General features: G+C 64.9%; 15 protein-coding genes and 1 pseudogene. 6 read left to right on the top strand and 10 right to left on the bottom strand.

What is annotated here, in order from left to right; all coding sequences use genetic code 11:
- Nucleotides 1–65: 65 nt before the first annotated feature.
- From ACW9H9_RS09530 to ACW9H9_RS09520, 3 genes are read left to right on the top strand one after another with little or no spacing between them, the layout of a single operon-like run.
- Nucleotides 66–845 (top strand): endonuclease/exonuclease/phosphatase family protein, encoded by a 780-nt coding sequence (locus ACW9H9_RS09530; RefSeq protein ID WP_457342904.1) that lies wholly within the window; start codon nucleotides 66–68, stop codon nucleotides 843–845.
- Nucleotides 842–2122: a cardiolipin synthase ClsB gene (gene clsB / locus ACW9H9_RS09525; protein ID WP_457342903.1), complete on the top strand. Its 1281-nt coding sequence runs from the start codon at nucleotides 842–844 to the stop codon at nucleotides 2120–2122. The genes ACW9H9_RS09530 and clsB overlap by 4 nt, the downstream gene beginning before the upstream one ends.
- Nucleotides 2100–3065, top strand: a complete 966-nt coding sequence (locus ACW9H9_RS09520; RefSeq protein WP_457342902.1) for a lysylphosphatidylglycerol synthase domain-containing protein — start codon at nucleotides 2100–2102, stop codon at nucleotides 3063–3065. The genes clsB and ACW9H9_RS09520 overlap by 23 nt, the downstream gene beginning before the upstream one ends.
- Before the next feature lie 402 nt (nucleotides 3066–3467).
- On the opposite strand, the pseudogene ACW9H9_RS09515 reads toward ACW9H9_RS09520, so the two are convergent.
- A pseudogene (locus ACW9H9_RS09515) lies at nucleotides 3468–4553 on the bottom strand (DUF3182 family protein); the annotation flags it as partial.
- 173 nt (nucleotides 4554–4726) lie between these two features.
- Nucleotides 4727–5710, bottom strand: a complete 984-nt coding sequence (locus ACW9H9_RS09510) for a GlxA family transcriptional regulator (protein WP_457342901.1) — start codon at nucleotides 5708–5710, stop codon at nucleotides 4727–4729.
- A 96-nt stretch (nucleotides 5711–5806) separates the two neighbouring features.
- Here ACW9H9_RS09510 and ACW9H9_RS09505 point away from each other — a divergent pair, with 96 nt between their 5' ends.
- Complete coding sequence (locus ACW9H9_RS09505; RefSeq protein ID WP_457342900.1) at nucleotides 5807–6355, top strand: cysteine hydrolase family protein; 549 nt, start codon at nucleotides 5807–5809, stop codon at nucleotides 6353–6355.
- Between the two features lie 13 nt (nucleotides 6356–6368).
- Here ACW9H9_RS09505 and ACW9H9_RS09500 read toward each other — a convergent pair whose 3' ends face one another.
- Genes ACW9H9_RS09500 through ACW9H9_RS09470 form a run of 7 tightly spaced genes read right to left on the bottom strand, consistent with a single transcriptional unit; the run spans nucleotide 6369 to nucleotide 15854 of the window.
- On the bottom strand, nucleotides 6369–7166 hold the full coding sequence (locus tag ACW9H9_RS09500; protein WP_457342899.1) for a cyclase family protein: 798 nt from the start codon (nucleotides 7164–7166) through the stop codon (nucleotides 6369–6371).
- Nucleotides 7163–8140: a fumarylacetoacetate hydrolase family protein gene (locus ACW9H9_RS09495; RefSeq protein ID WP_457342898.1), complete on the bottom strand. Its 978-nt coding sequence runs from the start codon at nucleotides 8138–8140 to the stop codon at nucleotides 7163–7165. The genes ACW9H9_RS09500 and ACW9H9_RS09495 overlap by 4 nt, the downstream gene beginning before the upstream one ends.
- Before the next feature lie 36 nt (nucleotides 8141–8176).
- The gene (locus ACW9H9_RS09490; protein ID WP_457342897.1) at nucleotides 8177–9406 is read right to left on the bottom strand and encodes an MFS transporter; all 1230 of its coding nucleotides are present in this window, start codon (nucleotides 9404–9406) and stop codon (nucleotides 8177–8179) included.
- Nucleotides 9403–11787 carry an efflux RND transporter permease subunit gene (locus tag ACW9H9_RS09485; RefSeq protein ID WP_457342896.1) on the bottom strand — a complete coding sequence of 795 codons (2385 nt, stop codon included), beginning with the start codon at nucleotides 11785–11787 and terminating at the stop codon, nucleotides 9403–9405. The genes ACW9H9_RS09490 and ACW9H9_RS09485 overlap by 4 nt, the downstream gene beginning before the upstream one ends.
- The gene (locus ACW9H9_RS09480) at nucleotides 11784–12812 is read right to left on the bottom strand and encodes a WD40/YVTN/BNR-like repeat-containing protein (protein ID WP_457342895.1); all 1029 of its coding nucleotides are present in this window, start codon (nucleotides 12810–12812) and stop codon (nucleotides 11784–11786) included. The genes ACW9H9_RS09485 and ACW9H9_RS09480 overlap by 4 nt, the downstream gene beginning before the upstream one ends.
- Nucleotides 12812–14155: a DUF1329 domain-containing protein gene (locus ACW9H9_RS09475; protein ID WP_457342894.1), complete on the bottom strand. Its 1344-nt coding sequence runs from the start codon at nucleotides 14153–14155 to the stop codon at nucleotides 12812–12814. Before ACW9H9_RS09475 ends, ACW9H9_RS09480 begins: the two co-directional genes overlap by 1 nt.
- Before the next feature lie 37 nt (nucleotides 14156–14192).
- Nucleotides 14193–15854: a DUF1302 domain-containing protein gene (locus ACW9H9_RS09470; RefSeq protein ID WP_457342893.1), complete on the bottom strand. Its 1662-nt coding sequence runs from the start codon at nucleotides 15852–15854 to the stop codon at nucleotides 14193–14195.
- 164 nt (nucleotides 15855–16018) lie between these two features.
- Between ACW9H9_RS09470 and ACW9H9_RS09465 the strand changes: the two genes are divergently transcribed.
- Nucleotides 16019–16948: a LysR family transcriptional regulator gene (locus ACW9H9_RS09465; protein WP_457342892.1), complete on the top strand. Its 930-nt coding sequence runs from the start codon at nucleotides 16019–16021 to the stop codon at nucleotides 16946–16948.
- Here ACW9H9_RS09465 and tam read toward each other — a convergent pair.
- On the bottom strand, nucleotides 16932–17693 hold the full coding sequence (tam, locus tag ACW9H9_RS09460; RefSeq protein WP_457342891.1) for a trans-aconitate 2-methyltransferase: 762 nt from the start codon (nucleotides 17691–17693) through the stop codon (nucleotides 16932–16934). The two genes, ACW9H9_RS09465 and tam, sit on opposite strands and share 17 nt — an antisense overlap.
- A 105-nt stretch (nucleotides 17694–17798) precedes the next feature.
- Between tam and ACW9H9_RS09455 the strand changes: the two genes are divergently transcribed.
- Nucleotides 17799–18707, top strand: coding sequence for a LysR family transcriptional regulator (locus ACW9H9_RS09455; protein ID WP_457342890.1), 909 nt, complete (start codon nucleotides 17799–17801; stop codon nucleotides 18705–18707).
- Nucleotides 18708–18810 lie beyond the last annotated feature (103 nt).

Here is an 18810-nt window from a genome sequence, read left to right as displayed (position 1 = left end):
CTTTCGTGCAAAAGCGGCAGTCACCCAAAGACCGAGGTCAGCCGACCTCCTCCACGGGAGCAACCATGGCCGCGATACCCGACGGGCTGCCCATTACGCCCGACGTCGCCGTCACCCGCTTCAGGGTGCTGACGGTCAACACCCACAAGGGCTTTACCGCGCTCAACCGGCGCTTCATCCTGCCAGAGCTGCGTGAAGCGGTACGCGGCGTGGCCGCCGACGTGGTGTTCCTGCAGGAGATCCACGGCACCCACGAACGCCATCCCAAGCGCTACAGCAACTGGCCGAGCATGCCGCAGTATGAGTTTTTGGCCGACAGCATCTGGCCGCAATACGCCTACGGGCGCAACGCGGTGTACCCGGACGGCGACCACGGCAACGCATTGCTGTCCAAATTCCCCATCGTGCGCCATGACAACCTGGACATCTCCCAGAGCGGCCACGAAAGCCGCGGCCTGTTGCACAGCGTACTCAGCCTGCCGGGCAGTGCCCGCGAGGTGCATGCCATTTGCGTGCACCTGGGCCTGCGCGAGGTGCATCGCCAACAGCAACTGCGTTTGATCGCCCAACGCGTGGCGCAGATCCCGGCCGACGCGCCGGTGATCGTGGCCGGGGACTTCAACGACTGGCGCCTGCAGGCCGACCTGAGCGACTGCGGCCTGCGCGAGGTATTCACCCAAGCCGAGGGCAAACCGGCGCGCACCTTCCCGGCCCGCCTGCCGTTGCTGCGCCTGGACCGCATCTACGTGCGCAACCTCACCGCCCATGTGCCACGGGTATTGAGCAGCCACCCGTGGTCGCATTTGTCCGACCACGCGCCACTGCTGGTGGAGCTCAGGTTATGAGCGTAACGCTGGAACACATCGCCACCGACCAGCCGCCCCCCCAGGTGGCCCCGCAAGACCAGGACTACGCCTGGCAAAGCGGCAACCAGGTCCAGCTGCTGGAAAACGGCGAGGCGTACTTTCCCCGGGTGTTCGACGCCTTGCGCCAGGCCCGGCACGAGATCCTGCTGGAGACGTTCATCCTGTTCGAGGACAAGGTGGGCCATGCGCTCAAGACCCTGTTAGTGGAAGCAGCGCAGCGCGGCGTCAAAGTCATCGCCAGCCTTGACGGCTTTGGGAGCGGCGAACTGACCCCGGCGTTTCTGGGGGAATTGGTCGACGCGGGCGTGACCGTGCAGATGTTCGACCCGGCGGGCAAGACACTGGGGTTTCGCACCAACTGGTTTCGCCGCCTGCACCGCAAGATCGTGGTGGTGGACGCCACGGTGGCGTTCATTGGCGGCATCAATTTTTCGGCCGACCACCTGGGCGACTACGGCCCCGAGGCCAAGCAGGATTATGCCGTGCAGGTCACCGGCCCGGCCGTGGCCGACCTGCATCACTTCGCCCTCGCCCAAAGCGGCCGGCGTGTGCGCAAGCGGCGCGGCGGGCGACGCGGGCAACGCACCGACCACTGGACAAGCAGCGACGCTGAAGGGCAAGTGCGGCTGATCTACCGTGACAACGTGCACCACCGCACCGACATCGAAGAAGCCTACATTGAAGCCCTGAACAAGGCGCGCCAGCGGGTGATTATCGCCAATGCCTATTTTTTCCCCGGCTATCGCCTGCTGCGCGCGATCCGCAACGCTGCGCGCCGGGGCGTGCAGGTGCAACTGATCATGCAGGGCCAGCCGGACGTGTGGCTGGCCACCCTGGCGGCGCGCATGCTGTACGACTATTTGCTCAAAGACGGCGTGGTCATCCACGAATACTGCGACCGCCCGCTGCACGGCAAGGTGGCGCTGGTGGATGAGCATTGGAGCACGGTGGGCTCCAGCAACCTGGACCCGCTGAGCCTGTCGCTGAACCTGGAAGCCAATGTGCTGGTGCACGACCGCGCCTTCAACCAGCAGCTGTATGAGCGCCTGCAAGACCTCAGCGCCCACCACTGCCGGACCCGGCCGGAAAACCGCACACCCAGGCTGTGGTTGTGGCGACTCACCGTGGGGTTTCTGGTGTTCCATGTGCTGCGTCATGTGCCCGTGTGGACCGGTTGGCTGCCAGCGCATAAACCCCGTTTGACACCGTTCGCCCCCGCGCAGGACACCGCCCATGACCACCCCCCGCACGGCTGAGCCACCCGCCCGCAGCGGCTTTTTCAAGCGCTGGAAAACACCGCTGACGGTGGTGTTTTTCCTGGTGCTGATCGCCCTGTTGACCTTGCTCGCCCGGCGCATCGAATGGAGCGAGGTGTTGGCCACCTTGGCAGATTTCAAGCTGCGCACCCTGCTCATCGCCAGCGCGCTGACCGCGTGCAGTTTTGCGGTGTACGCAAGCTTTGACCTGATCGGCCGCACCTACATTCGCCAGCCGCTGCGCTGGAGGCAGATCCTGCCGGTGGGCATCATCAGCTATGCCTTCAACCTCAACCTGAGCGCCTGGGTGGGCGGTATTGCCATGCGGTATCGGCTGTATTCGCGCCTGGGAGTGACCAGCGCGAACATCGCCAAGATCCTCGGCCTGAGCCTGGCCACCAACTGGTTTGGCTACATGGCGATTGCTGGCGCGGTGTTCAGCAGCGGCCGGGTGAACATGCCGCCCGGCTGGGCCCTCAGCAGCAGCGCGCTGCAAGCGGTCGGAGGGGTGCTGGTGTTGATCAGCCTGGGGTATCTGGCGGCGTGCCGGTTTTCCCGCAAGCGCGAATGGGCGGTGCGCGGGGTCGAGATCAACTTGCCGTCGCTGCGCATGGCGGTGCTGCAACTGGCGCTCGGGGCGTTGAACTGGTCGTTGATGGCCGCGGTGATCTTTACCTTGCTGCCCGCCAAGCTGGACTACCCGCTGGTATTGGGCGTGCTGTTGATCAGTGCGATTGCCGGGGTGATCACCCACATCCCGGCAGGCCTGGGTGTGCTGGAAGCGGTGTTCGTGGCCCTGCTGCAACACGAGGCGTCCCGGGGCAGCCTGGTGGCGGGGCTGCTCGCTTACCGGGCGATCTATTTCCTCTTGCCGCTGCTGATCACGCTGGTGATGTACCTGGTGGTGGAGGCCAAGGCCAAGGCGCTGCGGGTCAAACGCTGATCAGCGCGCTTGAATAATGCTCAAGCGCTCCCCCACCACCATCTCGGTCACCCAGTCCACCAAGATCGAGGTGTAGGCCTGTTGCGACACCGGGTCGCTCAAGGCGTGGTCCGCGCCGTCGATGATGCGGTGGGTCAAGGAGTGCGTCTGCTGGCACGCGGCGCGGTAGCTCATGATGGTGGCGTGGGGCACGTGGTCGTCGGTTTGCGATTCGACGATCAGCACATCGCCGGTAAACGACGCGCACGCGTGCAACGCCCGGTTGGTGGCGGCTTGCACAAAGCCTGCGCGATAATCCATCAGGTCGGCCTTGTCCAGGTCGCGCTTGGGCTTGAGCCATTCCTGGTCGCGGTACAACGCCGGCACCCGCAACGCCAGCCAACGCACCGGGCGCAGCGAGTTTACGTACTTGAGAAGAAAGTCGCCGTGTTGCGCCGGGCCGCGATACACCTCGATGGCGTCGGCCGGCAGTGGCTGTTGCACATAGGTTTCCACCGACGACACGTGAATGGCCCGCAAACCCTGGTCGTGGATAAAACATTGCAGCGCCGCGACTTCCGCGCTGCTCGCACCGCCCATGCGCCACGACTGCTCCAACACCCCGCTGCGCGGCTGGCCATCACTGGAAAGGCCTTGGGCGATGTCGTAATTGCGCCGCGAGGCATAAAACCCCGGGTACGCCTCATCGGCGGCGGCGTCGAACACCCGCGCTTGCTCGATGGCCAGGCGCACGGGGTCGGGCAGGTGCAATTGCAACAGGTCGTCATACCCGCCGGGCACCACCAGCAGATTGGAGCCGCCGTAGACGTGCTCGCCCTGCCCGTCGGTGGTCAGGTATTGATCACCGCAGTAACTGAGCACGTGCGCGCCGATCACACTCTGGCCCACGCTGTGGGTGATCACGTCGCGCAGGTCCTGCTCCAACACCACTCCGTCGCTGAACAGCTGCGCGGCGTCGGGGCGAGCGAGCACCGCCTCGAATTGGTCCAGGCTGTGGATCACTTCCTGGCCGCGCCCGGCGCAGGCGTGCACGGGCTTGAGACGAAGGGGCCCGCTGTAGAGCAGGCGCGTGGCAGCAGGCCGGGCATCCTCCAGGGAGAACACGCTGACCCCGTCCAACACCACATTGCGCACACGCTCGCTGAACAGCGGCGACCAGCCGGGCGGCGCGCTCGCGTGGTGGTTCAACAGGCCGTGGCTGATGGCTTTGGTGGCGATGAAATCATGCTCCACGTAACCGCCCCACAGGTCGTGCGGCCCCCGGATGCCCAACTGCCGCGCCTGGGCGTGGCCGACCAGGGTCTGCGTAGGCAGCAGGTAATGATCGCGCCCGGCATGGCGCTGCGAATCGTAACTGCCGCCGTATTTGAGGCCCAGGATCTGCGCCAGCCAACGGGCCAGGGCGCGGTTGGTTTCCACCTCGTGCAGCGGCGCGTCGGCGCGCACCGAGTGCGCCAGCACTTGCTTGTTGCGATGGGTCGGGGTCATGCGTCCCCCTTGGCCGTGCGGCCGTGGATGTAGGGGGACGGTTGCAGGGATCAGGCCAGCAGGCCAAGCGCTGTGGAATCAGCGGCGAGGCGGCAATAGGTAGCACTTGGCCTGCGTTAATCTGCACGACGCCCACGCCCCGGCACGGTGTTTTGCACGATCGGGGCGTGCCCTTACAGTTTGGGCGACACGCCAAACCGGCTGCGGTAATCGCTGGGTGTGAGCCCGGTGATTTTCTTGAAAATCGCCCGGAACGCGCCCGGGTCCTGATAACCCACGGTCCAGGCGATATGGTCGATAGTGCCGTTGGTGAACTCCAGCATTTGCCGCGCCTTGCCGACCCGCAGGTGCTGGCAGTATTCGGTGGGCTTGAGCCCGGTGGCGCTGCGAAAACGCCGCAGGAACGTACGTTCTTCAAGCCCCGCCTGCTGCGCCATCGCGGGCAGCGAAACCTCCACTGCCCCGCTCGCCTGCAACGCGTGCTGCACCTTGAGGATGGCCGCATCGCCATGGTTCAGGATCGGCGCAAAGTTGCTGCCGCACTCGCTGGCGCTGTCACTGTGCTCGATCACCAGAAAGCGCGCGGTGGCGGCGGCAAGGCTGGGGCCGAGCACGCGGTCGACCACCCGCAGGCCCAGCTCGGACCACGCCATGAGGCCCGCGGTGGTGATCAGGTCGCCGTCGTCGATGATGGGTTTGTCGGCCTCCAGGCGAATCGCCGGGTAGCGCGCCGCAAACGTCTGGGCAGACGTCCAGTGAGTGGTGGCGCTGCGACCGTCGAGCAACCCGCTTTCTGCCAGCAGGATCGAGCCCACGCAGACCCCGCCCAGAATGGTGCCCGTGCGGTGCTGTTGGCGCAGCCAGTCAAGCAGCGCTGCCGAGGCCTGGCCTTCGCAAAAACCGGCGATGGACGGTGGAATCATCAGCGCCACCAACGGTTGCTCTGCCCCCGGGCGGCTGTCGAAGGTCCGGGTGGGCGCCTCTGCTGCCTGCGCTTGCCAATGGCTGATGCGCAGCAAAGGCAGTTGCATCGACTGATGCTCGGCGGCGATCCGGTTGGCCACCGCGAACAGATCGGTCAAGCCATGCACCGCCGCCATCTGTGCACCGCTGTAGATCAACACGCCCAGCTCGACAATTTCCCGTTCCGCGGCCATTGTCAGTTTTCCCCCTGTTATTGTCGGTGCCGCCAATCCCCGGGTGACACGCCCGTCACGATACTGGACGCCTTCACCCATCACGAGGAAACCTGCATGGCCAAGCAAGCGCTCATCCTAATCGATATCCAGAACGACTACTTCCCCCACGGCAAATGGCCTCTGGACGGCGCAGAGGCAGCGGCCGACAACGCGGCCAAGGTGCTTGAGGCTTTTCGCCAGGCGGGCGAGCCGGTGATTCATGTGCGTCACGAGTTCACGTCCGAAGACGCACCGTTTTTCACCCCGGGCTCTGCTGGCGCGCACCTGCACGACAAAGTGCTGAACCAGAGCGGTGAGCCGGTGGTGCTCAAGCATTTCGTCAATGCGTTTCGCGACACCGACTTGCGGGCGTTGCTGGAACAGCGGGCGATCACCGACGTGGTGGTGGTCGGCAGCATGAGCCACCTGTGCATAGACGCCATGGCACGGGCGGCGGCCGACCTGGGTTACGGCGTGACCGTCATCCATGACGCCTGCGCCACCCGTGACGTGGAGTTCAACGGCACCACCGTACCGGCCGCACAGGTGCAGGCGGCGTACATGGCCTCACTGGGGTTCGGCTACGCCCAGGTGGTGTCGACGCAGCACTACCTGCAAGGCTGAACACACCGCGGCCTCACGTGGGGCCGCCCTCCTCGAAGATCGCCACGGCGCGCACAAACCCGGCCGAGGCGTGCTTGATCTTGTAGGGAAAGCACGACACTTCAAAACCATGGGCGGGCAGCGCGTGCAGGTTGGCGAGTTTTTCCATCTGCCCGTAGCCGATCTCGCGCCCGGCCTTGTGCCCTTCCCAGATCAGCGCACTGTCGCCGGTGGCGGCAAAGCGTGCGCGGGTGTGGCTGAACGGCGCGTCCCAACTCCAGGCGTCGGTGCCGACCACGCGCACGCCTTTCTCCAGCAAGTACAACGTGCCCTCGCGACCAATGCCCACACCCGCATCGAGGTAACCCGGCTGGCCGAACAACGCCCCGGCGCGGGTGTTCACCAGCACAATGTCCAGCGGCTGCAACACATGCTCGATGCGCGCAAGCTCTGCTTCGATCTCGGCGGCGCTGACCACATGGCCGTCTGGCAAATGCCGGAAATCCAGCTTCACGCCCGGGCGCAGGCACCAGTCCAGCGGCAACTCATCGATGCCGTAGGCCGGCTTGCCGCCGTCGGTGGTGGACGCGTAATGCCAGGGCGCGTCCATGTGCGTGCCGCTGTGGGTGGTGATAATCAGGCGTTCGGCGGCCCAGGCTTCCCGGCCTGGCATGTCATCGATATTGAGCCCGGGAAACATGGCCAGCAGCTCATCGACGCCCGCCTGGTGGTCGGCGTATTCGATCCTGGGCAAGAGCGGCGGCGGGTCGGTGTAGGGGTTGTTTTCGAGCGCGACGGACAGGTCCACCAAACGACGTGTGCGTGCACTCATGACCGGGCCTCCACCACACGCTGGTCGATGGCGCCGAACACTGTCCGGCCCTCGCCGTCCAGCGCCTCGATACGGATACGATCGCCAAACTGCATGAAGCCGGTGAGCGGTTTGCCGTGCTCGATGATCTCGATGGCCCGCCGCTCGGAGATGCACGCCGACCCTGCGGCCCGGTCAACGTTGGACACCGTGCCCGAGCCGATGACGGTCCCGGCCCGCAAGCGCCGGGTGCGCGCGGCGTGGGCGATCAGGTCGGCAAAGCTGAAGCTCATTTCGGCGCCGTTGGGCGAACCGAACCAGTGGCCGTTCCAGCTCACCGTCAGCGGCAGGCACACGCGCCCGTCGCGCCAGGCGTCGCCCAGGGCATGCGGGGTGACGGCCACCGGCGAGAAACTCGAGGACGGCTTGGCCTGTAAAAAGCCGAAGCCGGTGCTCACTTCATGCAGCAAAAAACCGCGCAGGCTGACGTCGTTCACCAGCAGCACCAGGCGCACGTATTGCAGGGCCTGCTCGGCCGGGCAGCCCATGGGCACCTCGTCGACGATCACGGCGTATTCGCCCTCAAAATCGATGTTGTGGTTTACGTCCGGCAGCGGCACGTCGTCGCGGGCACCGAGGAAATCGTCGCTGGCGCCCTGGTACATCAGCGGGATGCGCTCGTCTTTCATCGGCGCCAGGTCAAAGGCCTTTTGCAACAGGTGGGCGTGGTTGAGAAACGCCGAGCCGTCGCACCACTGATAAGCCCGCGGCAGCGGCGCGGCGGCGTGTGCCGGGTCAAAGGCGAATGCCTCCACCGCCCGCCCCTCATTGAGCGTCTGATACTGGCGGCTCAACAGCGGCTCGGCCTCGGTCCAGTTTTCGAGCGCCTGTTGCAGGGTCGTAAACAGGGGGGCGGCCACCGCCAGGCGCAAGTCCCGGGACACCACCACCAGGCGGCCGTCACGCTGGCCATTTTTCAACGTTGCAAGTTTCATCGAACCTTCCTTACTGAAGTGAAAACAGCGGTCGCGTCAGTGCAGCACCACGTCGTCGGCAACCTGAATCGGATCCCGCAAGCGCCTGCCCGCGACCGCCGGTGCGATCAGCGATACCAGCGCCGCCAGCAGCAACCCCCAGCCCACCAGCGCCACCGCGCCCACGCGGTCACCGGCCACGGCGGTCAGCGCCATCACCAATAACGGGCTGGCAAACTGGCCGCCAAAAAAACCGGCGTTGAACAGGCCAGTGCCTTTGCCGCGGTGTTCAACGCTCAAGGTCGACAGCGCCCAACTGAGCACCGTGGGCAATGCAATGCCGCCGCCCAGGCCGTTGACCATCACCGCGATGATCGCCATGCGGTAGTCCGTGGCATGCGCCAGCAGCAGGATGCCGACCCCGGAGATCACAAACGCCAGCGCCAGCAGCAAACCCGGCCCAAAGCCGCTCAAGCGGCGAAACACCAGCGCGCCGAGAAACACCGCCGAGTGGCCCAGCCCGATGGCCATGCCGATGCGTTGCGGCGAGTCGATGCCGATGTGTTGCAGGAGGAAACCGGTCTGCACCGGCACGATAAAAAAGCCCAGCGCGGCGAGCAGAGTCATGGCGCAGATCACCGCCAGCGGGCGCAGCGCAAAACCACCGGCAGACGGCGCACGGATGGCCGAACTGACCCGGCGCACCGGCTCACTCAACGCCAGGTGCATGAGCGGCGCAAACACCAGGCCTGCGACGTACAGCGCAAACGGCACGCGCCAGCCGAGTTCCCCCATAAGGCCGCCGAGCATAAAAAATGCCGTGGCCGACAGCGACGTGACAATGGTCTGCCACGACAGCAATTGCATGCGCTCGCGCCCGTCGTAGTAGTCGCCGATCAACGCCGTGCAGCAGGTCATGATGGCCGCCTCCGCCAAGCCCAGCCCCGCACGGCTGAGCAAGATCGCATTGAGGTCATCCAGCGCCAGCGGCAGCGGGCCGCAAATGCCGTACACGATCATCGCCAGTACCAACAAACGCTTGCGCCCGATGCGGTCCGACAGCCAGCCGGCAAACGGCGAAAACAGCGCGATCATCAGCGCGGGCAACGTCAGCACAATGGGCACCAACAGCCCGACATTCGCCGTGCCAGAGAAGTGTTCGGCGAGGCGCGGCAGCACCGGTGCGATCAACACGCCGCCCAGCACCGGCAGGCAACTGCCCAGCAACAACAACGCGCCCGAACCGCGCCGACGCGGCACGGGAGCGGCTTGCGAGAACTGACTCATGAGGCTTTTCCTATTGTTGTTATGGAAGAAGGCGACGGCAGCAGAAAGTGCGCCAGCGCGGGCAACAGCACGAGCGCACCGACCATGTTCAGTACAAACATGAACGCCAGCAAGAGGCCCATGTCGGCCTGGAACTTGATCGGCGAAAACGCCCAGGTGGCCACGCCCGCCGCCAGGGTCACGCCGGTGAGCATCACCACTTTGCCGGTGAACAGCAGCGCCTGGTAATAGGCCTGGGACAGGCTGTCCCCGGCCTTGCGCCGCGCCAGCAGAATGCTCATCACGTACAGCGCGTAGTCCACGCCGATGCCCACGCCCAGGGCGATCACCGGCAAGGTCGCCACCTTGACGCCGATGCCCAGCCACACCATCAACACTTCACACAGGATGGAGGTGAGCATCAGCGGCAGGATCACGCAGATCACCGCCCGCACCGAGCGGAAGGTGAGCAGGCACAGCAGGGTCACCGCGCCATACACCCAATACAGCATGTCGTGGTTGGCCTGCTTGACCACGATGTTGGTCGCGGCCTCGATACCGGCGTTACCGGCGGCCAACAGGAATTTCACCTCGGCGGTATCGTTGGCCTGGGCGAACGTCTGGACCTCGCTCACCAGCCGCGTGAGCGTCACGGCCTTGTGGTCGCGCAGGTAGGTGTAGAGCGTGAGGGTGTTGCAGCTCTGGTTGAACAGCTCACGCGGCGCACGGCCCGTAATGGAGTTGAGCAGCGCCTGGTTTTGGGTCAGGTCGTACCATTTGGGATTGCCCTCGCTCATGCCCACCAACAGGCTGCGATTGAGGCTCGCCAGCGAGGCGGTGGACTCCACGCCCGGCAGTTGGCGCAGGCGCCACTCCAGCGCGTCCACGCGCATCAGGGTGGCGTAGTCGGCGCAGGCGCCCTCGGGGGTGCGCACGATCACCGCGAACACGTCACTGCTGGCGCCGTAGTGGGCGACCATGAACGCGTTGTCGCGGTTGTAGCGCGAGTCGGCCCGCAGCTCGGGCGCACCGGCGTCCAGGTCGCCCACTTGCAACTGCTGGCTGACCCACACACCGGCGCCCGCCAACAACGCGCTGGCAATCACGGTGGCGGTGGCCCAACGGCGTTCGGTGAAACGGTCCAGGAACGCCCATAACGCCTGTTTTTGCGTGGCGTCTTCACTGCGCAAACTGCGCGCGGCGGCGCGGGCGCTGACCCCGCAATAGCTGAGCAGCACCGGCAACAGGATCAGGTTGGTGAACACCAGCACCGCCACGCCAATGCTTGCGATCAGCGCCAGGTCCTGGATCACCTTGATGTGGATCAGCATCAACACGGCAAACCCCACCGCGTCGCACAGCAACGCCGTGAGCCCGGCGAGAAACAAGCGCCTGAAGGTAAACCGCGCCGCCACTTGCCGGTGCATGCCACGGCCAATGTCTTGCATGATGCCGTTCATTTTCTGCGCGCCGTGGCTCATGCCAATGGCCAATACCAAAAACGGCACCAGCACCGAATACGGGTCCAGTTCAAAACCCAGCAGTGCGACCAGACCGAGTTGCCACACTACCGCGACCAGCGAACAACCCATCACCAGAAACGTGCTGCGCAGGCAACGGGTAAAGGCGTACAGCATCAAGGTGGCGATCAGCATCGCGGCGGCGAAAAACAGCAGCACCTGGCGCAGGCCATCGATGAGGTCACCCACCACTTTGACGAAACCGGTGATGTGCAGGGTGAGGCCCTGGGCCTGGAAGTGCGTGCGCAGTTGCTCAAGCTGTTGCGACAGCGCGTGGTAGTCCAGTGGCTTGCCGGTTTGCGCGTCGAGGTCCGCAAGCGGCACGAAGATGAGGCTGGAGCGGCCGTCCAGGGCGATGATCTGGCCGACCTCGCCGGAGCGGGCGGCGTTGCGGCGCACGGTGTCCAGGCTGGCGGGCGAGCCGTTGTAGTCGTCGGGGATCACCCGGCCGCCTTCCACGCCCTCTTCGGTCACGGCCATCCAGCGCATGTTGGGGGTCCATAGCGACTTCATGAACGGGCGGTCGACACCCGGCAGCAGGAAGACCTGGTCGTTAAGACGCGCCAGCAAGTCCAGGTAATGGGCGTCGTAGATCGAACCGCCGGGGGCTTCGACAGCGATGCGCACGGCGTTGCCCAGGCCGGTGAGTTCCGCCTGGTTGGCCAGGTAGTTGGCGATGTACGGGTGCCCCGTGGGGATCATTTTTTCAAAGCTGGCATTCAGGCCCAGGCGGGTGCTGGCGGCGCCGAGGGCAAGGGTGAGCAACAGGCACAGCCCCAGCACCAGGCGGCGATGGTTGAACAGGGCGCGCTCGAGCAACGAACCGGAGCGAGGGTCGAATGCCTTGAGGTTTTGCAGGGCGTGATGGCTCAGATCGGTCATTGCGCTGTTACCTGTTGAATACCGCGTGCGCCTACCGTGATCCATTGGCCGTCTGCCGCTTGAGTGAACGCTGCGAGGGCTGGCGACAGACCCTGCGCTTGCAGTGCGTGCCCGGGTGTGGCGAGCAACAAATGCCCGCTTTGATCGGCGAGCATCACGCCCGCCTCGCCCAAGGTGCGCGCGGCCATCACGCTGCTGTTAAAGGGGTTGGCCACGGCTTGCCAGTGCTCGCCGTGATCGTCGCTGCGCCACACATTGCCCTTGAGGCCTGCCACCAGAACGCTGCCGTCCGGCGCCAGGTCCAGGGCGAAAAAGCTGCCGTCATAGGGGCTCGGCAAGCGCGTGAAGCGGGCGCCGCCGTCGGCCGATGTCCACAGGGTGCCTTGCTCGCCCGCGATGTACAGTCGCGCGCCTTGGACAGCGATTGCATAGAGGTGATTGCCCGCCGGGTTGGGCAAGCGGTCGACCCAGGATTGCCAGGTGGCACCGCCGTCGCGGGTGTGCAGAATGAGCCCGAACGCGCCGACGACCGTGCCTTCGCGCTCATTGCTGAACTGCACGGCCAGCCAGGGTTTGTCCGCACCGTCGGCGACAAACCCTTGTGCGGTCTTGAGCTGCCGGGAGTCGTCGGCGGGCACCGCGTCGAGCACGCGCTGCGCGGCCTGTTTGCCGTCCAGTTGCAGCGCCCAGTGTTCGCCGCCATCGCGGGTGTGCAGCACCACGCCCGCATGCCCCACCGCCCAACCGTGGGACGCCGACGCAAACGTCACCGAGGTGAGGCTCACGCTGGTGGGCACCGAGGCCTGGCGCCAGTGTTGGCCGTTGTCGTCCGAGAGCACGATCAAACCTTGCTCGCCGACCGCCACCAGGCGGTTGGCGGCGCGGGTGATGTCGATCAACACCGCGTGCGCAGGCGCACTCACCTTGAGCGCCGGGCGCAGCAGCACATCACTCACCGGCGCCGCGGTGGCGGTGAGGCTGGCGCCCACAAGCCCCAGCGCCAGCCAGAAAGGAGCACGACGCATCAGCGCACCCCATCGGCTGCCAGGCCGTCCGGGCTGAAATCGCTGTCGGGGAACGGGGCGACCACGTCGTTGTGCACGCGTTTTTCGGTGACCACGTTGTGCGCCATCCACGCGCCGGTCTGCAAGTCGTACTGGCCATACAAACCGCGCACCAGGCCGGGCAATTGCGGCATCAGGTACGGCAACTGGAAGTAGGTGCGCCAGAGTTTCTGGTTGGCGTCCCAACTGTCGCCGAGCACGGCCATCCAGGTGTCCTCGTCTACATACAAACGGCGCTTGGGCATGCTGTGACGTTTGCCTGCGACCAGGTTGCCTTCGATCACCCACACGCGGTGCAGCTCCCAGCGCATGTGGTCGGGGTTGAGGAACCGCTCGCCGATCACCGCCTCGTCCTTGGCCGGTTGCAGGATTTTGTTGCTGTTGTAGGGGATCAGCATTTCCTGCTTGCCGACGATCGTCCAGTCGTAGCGGTCCAGGGGGCCGGTGAACACCGACACCTCATCGAAGTTGGCCACCCCGGAGCTGGTGGGCGTGGGCGTGTCATAGGACGACACCGGCAACTTGCGCACCCGCCGCTGGCCAGCCAGGTACACCCACGATTGTGGGCCGCCATTGGCGTAGTCCAAAGGTTCACGGCCCAGCAAGGCTTCACCGGCGCGCTGGGGCGGGCCGAGGTTGACCAGGCGCGTCATCCAGTACACGCCCTTGTATTCGGATTTGCCGTCTTGAAAGTAATACGGCATTTCACGCTGCGCCTGCACGGTGGCCGACAAAATCCGCTGGCCGCTGGCGGTGATGACGTACACGTTGTAGTCGTTTTTCCAGGCCACGCCGCGCCAGCTCAGGTGATGGTTCCAGATCACCTCGGCGCCCGTGGTGGGCAGGGGAAACGGGATGCCGCCGCTGGCGCCTTCCAGGGTGTTGCCTTGCTGGGTGAGGTGCGCGCTGGTCGCGTTTTTGAAGGTGTTGTCATACACCCATTGCGGCGCGGCAGCGGTGCGGCGGCTGGGGTAGACGTCGATGCGGTAGCTGGGGTATTTGGCGAACAGGGCTTTTTGCCCGTCGCTGAGTTTGTCGGCGTATTGCGCCACGTTTTGCGCAGTCACCGCGTACAGCGGTTTGTCGCTGGCGAAGTAATCCGGCAGCCGCGGGCCGGGGCTTACGCCCGCTGGCACCTGGGTGAAACCGCCGGTCCAGGCGGGAATGCTGCCGTCGGCGTTGCCCGCGCGCTCGGCGCCGAGCGGCGTCAGGGTGGACTTGAGTGACTGGGCGTCGGTGGCCGCCCAGGCTGACGGCGCGATGGCCGCCAGCAAACCCGCCAGCATCAACGGTTGGAGTTTCATGAAACGCACCTCTGTTTATTGTTGTGGGCTGCTGTGTTCAGAACGATCGCTGCACGGTGAACGCGATGAAGTCGCGGTCCTTGAGCGGCTGCCCGTAGGTGTTGGCGTTGCGGCTGTCGAGGAAGTTGTCGGCACCGCCCATGTAGTGCGTGTAGTTGAGCCCCGCCTTCCAGGTTTGCAGGTATTCCAGCGCCAGGCCCAGGCTCAGGTCGCCGCCTTTGTCGCCCACGCCGCCGTTGAATTTGCTGATGACCGAGGAACGGCCCTTGGGGTTGTAGCCCAGGCCGACGGGCACGCTCAGGTCGACGCCGGGGTACACCTGGAAGAAGTTGGGCGTGAAACTCATGCGCAGGCCCCACGCGTCGCGCTCGCCGTTGGGGTCCAGTGCGGCGGCGTTCTGGGTGATGCTGGTGCGCCGGTGCCAGGCCACTTCCCCGGCCAGGCTGGCCGAGTCCCAGAGGCCATTGCTGTTGAATGAGTAAAGGCTGGAGAGTTGGGCGTGCAACGAGTTGCCCACCGCGTACAGGGCGTGGTTGCCGTTGTCGCCAAGGCCGCTGGGGTTGGCCTGCGACAGGCTGACCAGCGGCGTGTTGCGCCGTACCGAGACTTCGCCCGCCACGTTGGCATCGCCCACCGAGGTGCTGAAGCTTGCGCCATAGGCGCGGATGCCCTCGGCGTACACCAGTTCGTAATCGCCCAACTGGCCGGTCTGCAGGTTTGGCCCGCCCGGGTTGGCGTGGGTGTAAATCATCGGGTCTTTGGCGTGGTAGCGGATGGCGTACAGGCCGAAGTCGGTGTTCCAGTCCTCTGGCGAGAAGCGCAGCGACAGGCCGTACTGGCCCTTGTCGTCGGGCTTGATGTCTTTGCCGCGAAAGAAGGCCAACGGTTGTTTGTTAGGCCCGATCGGGCCACCGACGATCAGGCGCTCACCGCCCTCGCCCACCGCGTCCGACGTCGAAAAGTAGCTGCCCACGGCGGGGATGCGGTTTTCTTCCCAGGCAAACTGGTAGTACGCCGCCACCGAAACGTTGGGGCGCAACTGGACCTGGCCGGAGAATTGGTTGACCGGGCGGATCAATTCCTTGAACGGGGTATTGGGCACCGAGGTGGCTTTGATGATGTCCACCGGCGCCTGCCCGCCTGCGATGCCGTTGGCGCCAAAGAACAGGCTTTCGCCCCACAGCACGGTGTGGCGCCCCAGGCGGAAACTGCTGGGCAAGTCGCCAAGGCTACCTTTGCCGAACACGAAGGCGTCGAGGATTTCGGCGTTGCTGCCGTGCAGCTTGCGGGTGTCGTCGGTGAAGTGGTCACTGCTCACCGAGCGCGAGTTGGCGGTGGCCGGCGAGTCGTTGTCGTTGCGGTTTTCGTAGACGCTGTCGTACCAGCCAGCCGCACTGACGCGGGCGCCGAAGTTGTTATAGCGCGCGTCGAACTCGGAAAGGATGTTGAGCCGGTTGGAGATCAGGCCCTTGTTGAAATTGCGGTCGCTGTCGTCCTGGTTGACGGTGCTGGTGAGCTTGCTATCACGGTCTTTGACGCGCCAGGCGGCGTTGTATTTGAGGGTGTTGTCCCAACGCAGGCGCAGGTCCGAATCACCGGTGTCAATTTCAAACGCGCCTGCGTGGGGCAGGCAGCCAACTGCGGCGAGCGCAGCGGCCAGGGCGGCCGTCGGGCGGCAGCGCATGGGTATCCGACTCATTTTGAGCAACCTCTGACTTGTTATTTTTGTCTTGAAAGGTCTGTTGGGTGGAGCTCCTGAGGGGGATGATAGGGACGGCTGAACAATCCGAACAATCGATTATCGGGATGCCATCCATCCAAAAAAAGTGATACAAGGCGCACTGCTGACCTGGAGGCAACCCTGTGCGTTTTCATCATCTGGATTTGAATTTGCTGGTGGTACTCGACACCCTGCTCACCGAACAGAACATCACCCGGGCCGCCGAACGGCTGAACGTCAGCCAGTCGGCGGCCAGTGGCTTATTGGCACGGCTGCGCGAGTATTTCGACGACGAGTTGCTGGTGCAGGTCGGCCGCAAGATGCTGCCCACGCCCGTGGCCCAGGGCCTGGCGGAACCGGTGCGGCGGGTGCTGCTGGACATTCAGTCGACCATCGTCAACAAGCCCGAATTTGACCCGCTGACGTGCAAGCGGCATTTCAAGCTGATCGCCACCGACTTTGTCACCACGGTGATGCTTGGCCCGCTGGCCCAGCACCTGCAGCAACGGGCGCCGCACATCACCCTGGACATCCAGCACGCCTCCGACCGCTACAACCAGATGCTGACCCAGGGCGAAGTGGACTTTGTGATCATGCCGGACCAGTACCTGTCCGACCTGCATGCCAAGGAGCTGTTGTTCGAGAATGACTACCAGTGCGTGGTGTGGTCACACAACACCCGGGTGGGCGATGAACTGAGCCTGGAGCAGTACTTGAGCCTGGGGCATATCGCGGTCAACTTCGGCAGTGCGCGCGAGCCCAGTTTCAGCGAAAAAATCCTGCAGGGTTACGGCCAGGCCCGACGGGTGGAACTGACCACCAGCAGCTTCAATACGGTGCCGCACTTGCTGGTGGGCACCGAACGGGTGGCGGTGATCCCGCGCAGCCTGGCGACCCTGTATGGCAAGTTTTTGTCATTGCGGGCGCTGGCGCCGCCGTTTGAGCTGCCGCTGCTGCGCGAATTCACCCTGTGGAACAAAGTGCTCGACAGCGACCCGGCACACCGCTGGATGCGCCACCTGTTGCAGGAGGTGGCGCAGGAATACAACGTGCGTCTCAGCGCGTCGCAATGATGAACAGCCGCGGAAACGGCAGCAACACGGTGCCATCGGCCAATGCCGGATAGGCCTGGCGGATGCGGGCCAGGTAGTCGTCAAGGAAGGCCGCCTGTTGCGCGGGGTCCAACGGCGCCATGAACGGGCGCAGCGCCGACGCCTTGAACCACTCCACCACCGCCTGGTGATTGGCCAGCGGATGTTGATAGGTGGTGCGCCACACGTCCACGGTGCTGGCGTGTTGGCTCAACAGCTCGTAATAGACACTCGCCGAATGACGTTCGTTGTGTCTGACCGCGCCGATCTTGCCCGCCCACGGGCCGTCCGCCGCCACTTCACGGGCCAGGCGGTGGGCGGGCTCGTCGAGGTTGTCGGGGGTCTGTATGGCAAGGGTGCCGCCGGGGGTCAGCTGGTTGAGCAGGTGCGGGTAGAGCGTGGCGTGGTCGGGCAGCCATTGCAGGGACGCATTGGCGAGGATCACATCAAAAGGCTGCGTGGGGTGCCAGGCGCCGATGTCGGCCAGGTCGAAGCTCAGCGCAGGTAGGCGCTCGCGGGCGCTGCGCACCATGTCATCGGAGCTGTCCAGGCCGGTGACCAGAGCCTGCGGGAAACGCTCGGCGAGCACTTCGGTGGAATTGCCGGGGCCGCAGCCCAGGTCGACGGCGGTGCGCACGTCGTGGTTGGGGATGGCAGCGACCAGGTCCCGCACAGGGCGGGTGCGCTGTTGTTCAAACATCGAATATTGCTTGGCTGACCAGGTCATCACGGCTTTCCTTCTTGTGTGAGGGGTTGGGGAGCAGCCTAAATCTTGTGAGCCATGAGAACAAATGCCAGGATTGGCAACCCCCCATACTTTAAAAGTATCCCTATGCTGGAAATTCGACAGCTCAAGGCCTTTGTGACCATCGCCGAAGAAGGCAACCTGACCCGCGCGGCAGACCGGCTGGGCATGCAGCAACCGCCGCTGACCCGCCTGCTGCAAAGCCTGGAAACCGAGCTGGGCACCGTCTTGATGGAGCGCTTGCCACGCGGCGTACGCCCCACCACCGCCGGGCTGGCGTTGCTGGAACAAGCGCGTGACATCCTGACGCGGGTGGACGACATCACCGACGTAGTACGCCGCGCCGCCCGCGGCGAACGCGGCCGCCTGGCCATCGGCTTTACCAGCTCCGCCGCACTGCACCCGTTTGTGCCCAGTGTGCTGCGCCTGTTTCGGGAAACCTTTACCGGGGTGTCAGTGGTACTGGAGGAAGCCGGCACCGGCGAACTGCTGGACGCACTGCTGCACGAAAAACTGGACGCAGCATTTATCCGCTCACCGCTGAGCGGCGCCCAGGCGCTGCAGGACGAGCCGATTCTGGTGGAGTCGATGTTATTGGCCCTGCCCACCGACCACCCGCTGGCAAAAGACCCATCAACGCCACTGCCGTTGGCGGCGTTGGCCACGGAGTCTTTTGTGCTGTACCGGCGCCGAGTGGGCCTGGGGTTGTATGACGCGATCCTGGTGGCCTGCCGCGAAGCGGGGTTCAGCCCGCAAGTGGTGCAAGAAGCGCCACGAATGACAGCCACGCTGAGCCTGGTGGCAGCAGGCCTTGGCGTGTCGATCGTACCGGCATCGATGCAGCGGCTGAGGGGGGACGGGATTGTTTACAGGGAGCTGACGGCGTGCAAAAGCCTGGTCGCGCCGCTGCATTTGGCAACGCGGGTGGGGGATGGGTCGGCGGTGTTGGCGCGGTTTAGGGGGTTGGTGGTGGCGCAGGCGTTGGGGGATGGGTGAGTGGGGGGGCAAAAAGCGGCGGGGGTTCAGGTTTTGCGCGGGTGTTTTGAGGGTGTCAGAAATTTTGTGTTCGGGCATAACATGAGTAAGAGGTGCATATATG

The organism is Pseudomonas sp. SDO5215_S409 (assembly GCF_054071325.1).
This window is presented reverse-complemented; position numbering and strand designations above follow the sequence as displayed.

Excerpts from the sequence above, each read along its gene's own strand:
- ACW9H9_RS09530 (WP_457342904.1), top strand. The coding sequence starts at position 66 with ATGGCCGCGATACCCGACGGGCTGCCCATTACGCCCGACGTCGCCGTC.
- clsB (WP_457342903.1), top strand. The coding sequence starts at position 842 with ATGAGCGTAACGCTGGAACACATCGCCACCGACCAGCCGCCCCCCCAG.
- ACW9H9_RS09520 (WP_457342902.1), top strand. The coding sequence starts at position 2,100 with ATGACCACCCCCCGCACGGCTGAGCCACCCGCCCGCAGCGGCTTTTTC.
- ACW9H9_RS09510 (WP_457342901.1), bottom strand. The coding sequence starts at position 5,710 with ATGGCCGCGGAACGGGAAATTGTCGAGCTGGGCGTGTTGATCTACAGC.
- ACW9H9_RS09505 (WP_457342900.1), top strand. The coding sequence starts at position 5,807 with ATGGCCAAGCAAGCGCTCATCCTAATCGATATCCAGAACGACTACTTC.
- ACW9H9_RS09500 (WP_457342899.1), bottom strand. The coding sequence starts at position 7,166 with ATGAGTGCACGCACACGTCGTTTGGTGGACCTGTCCGTCGCGCTCGAA.
- ACW9H9_RS09495 (WP_457342898.1), bottom strand. The coding sequence starts at position 8,140 with ATGAAACTTGCAACGTTGAAAAATGGCCAGCGTGACGGCCGCCTGGTG.
- ACW9H9_RS09490 (WP_457342897.1), bottom strand. The coding sequence starts at position 9,406 with ATGAGTCAGTTCTCGCAAGCCGCTCCCGTGCCGCGTCGGCGCGGTTCG.
- ACW9H9_RS09485 (WP_457342896.1), bottom strand. The coding sequence starts at position 11,787 with ATGACCGATCTGAGCCATCACGCCCTGCAAAACCTCAAGGCATTCGAC.
- ACW9H9_RS09480 (WP_457342895.1), bottom strand. The coding sequence starts at position 12,812 with ATGCGTCGTGCTCCTTTCTGGCTGGCGCTGGGGCTTGTGGGCGCCAGC.
- ACW9H9_RS09475 (WP_457342894.1), bottom strand. The coding sequence starts at position 14,155 with ATGAAACTCCAACCGTTGATGCTGGCGGGTTTGCTGGCGGCCATCGCG.
- ACW9H9_RS09470 (WP_457342893.1), bottom strand. The coding sequence starts at position 15,854 with ATGAGTCGGATACCCATGCGCTGCCGCCCGACGGCCGCCCTGGCCGCT.
- tam (WP_457342891.1), bottom strand. The coding sequence starts at position 17,693 with ATGACCTGGTCAGCCAAGCAATATTCGATGTTTGAACAACAGCGCACC.
- ACW9H9_RS09455 (WP_457342890.1), top strand. The coding sequence starts at position 17,799 with ATGCTGGAAATTCGACAGCTCAAGGCCTTTGTGACCATCGCCGAAGAA.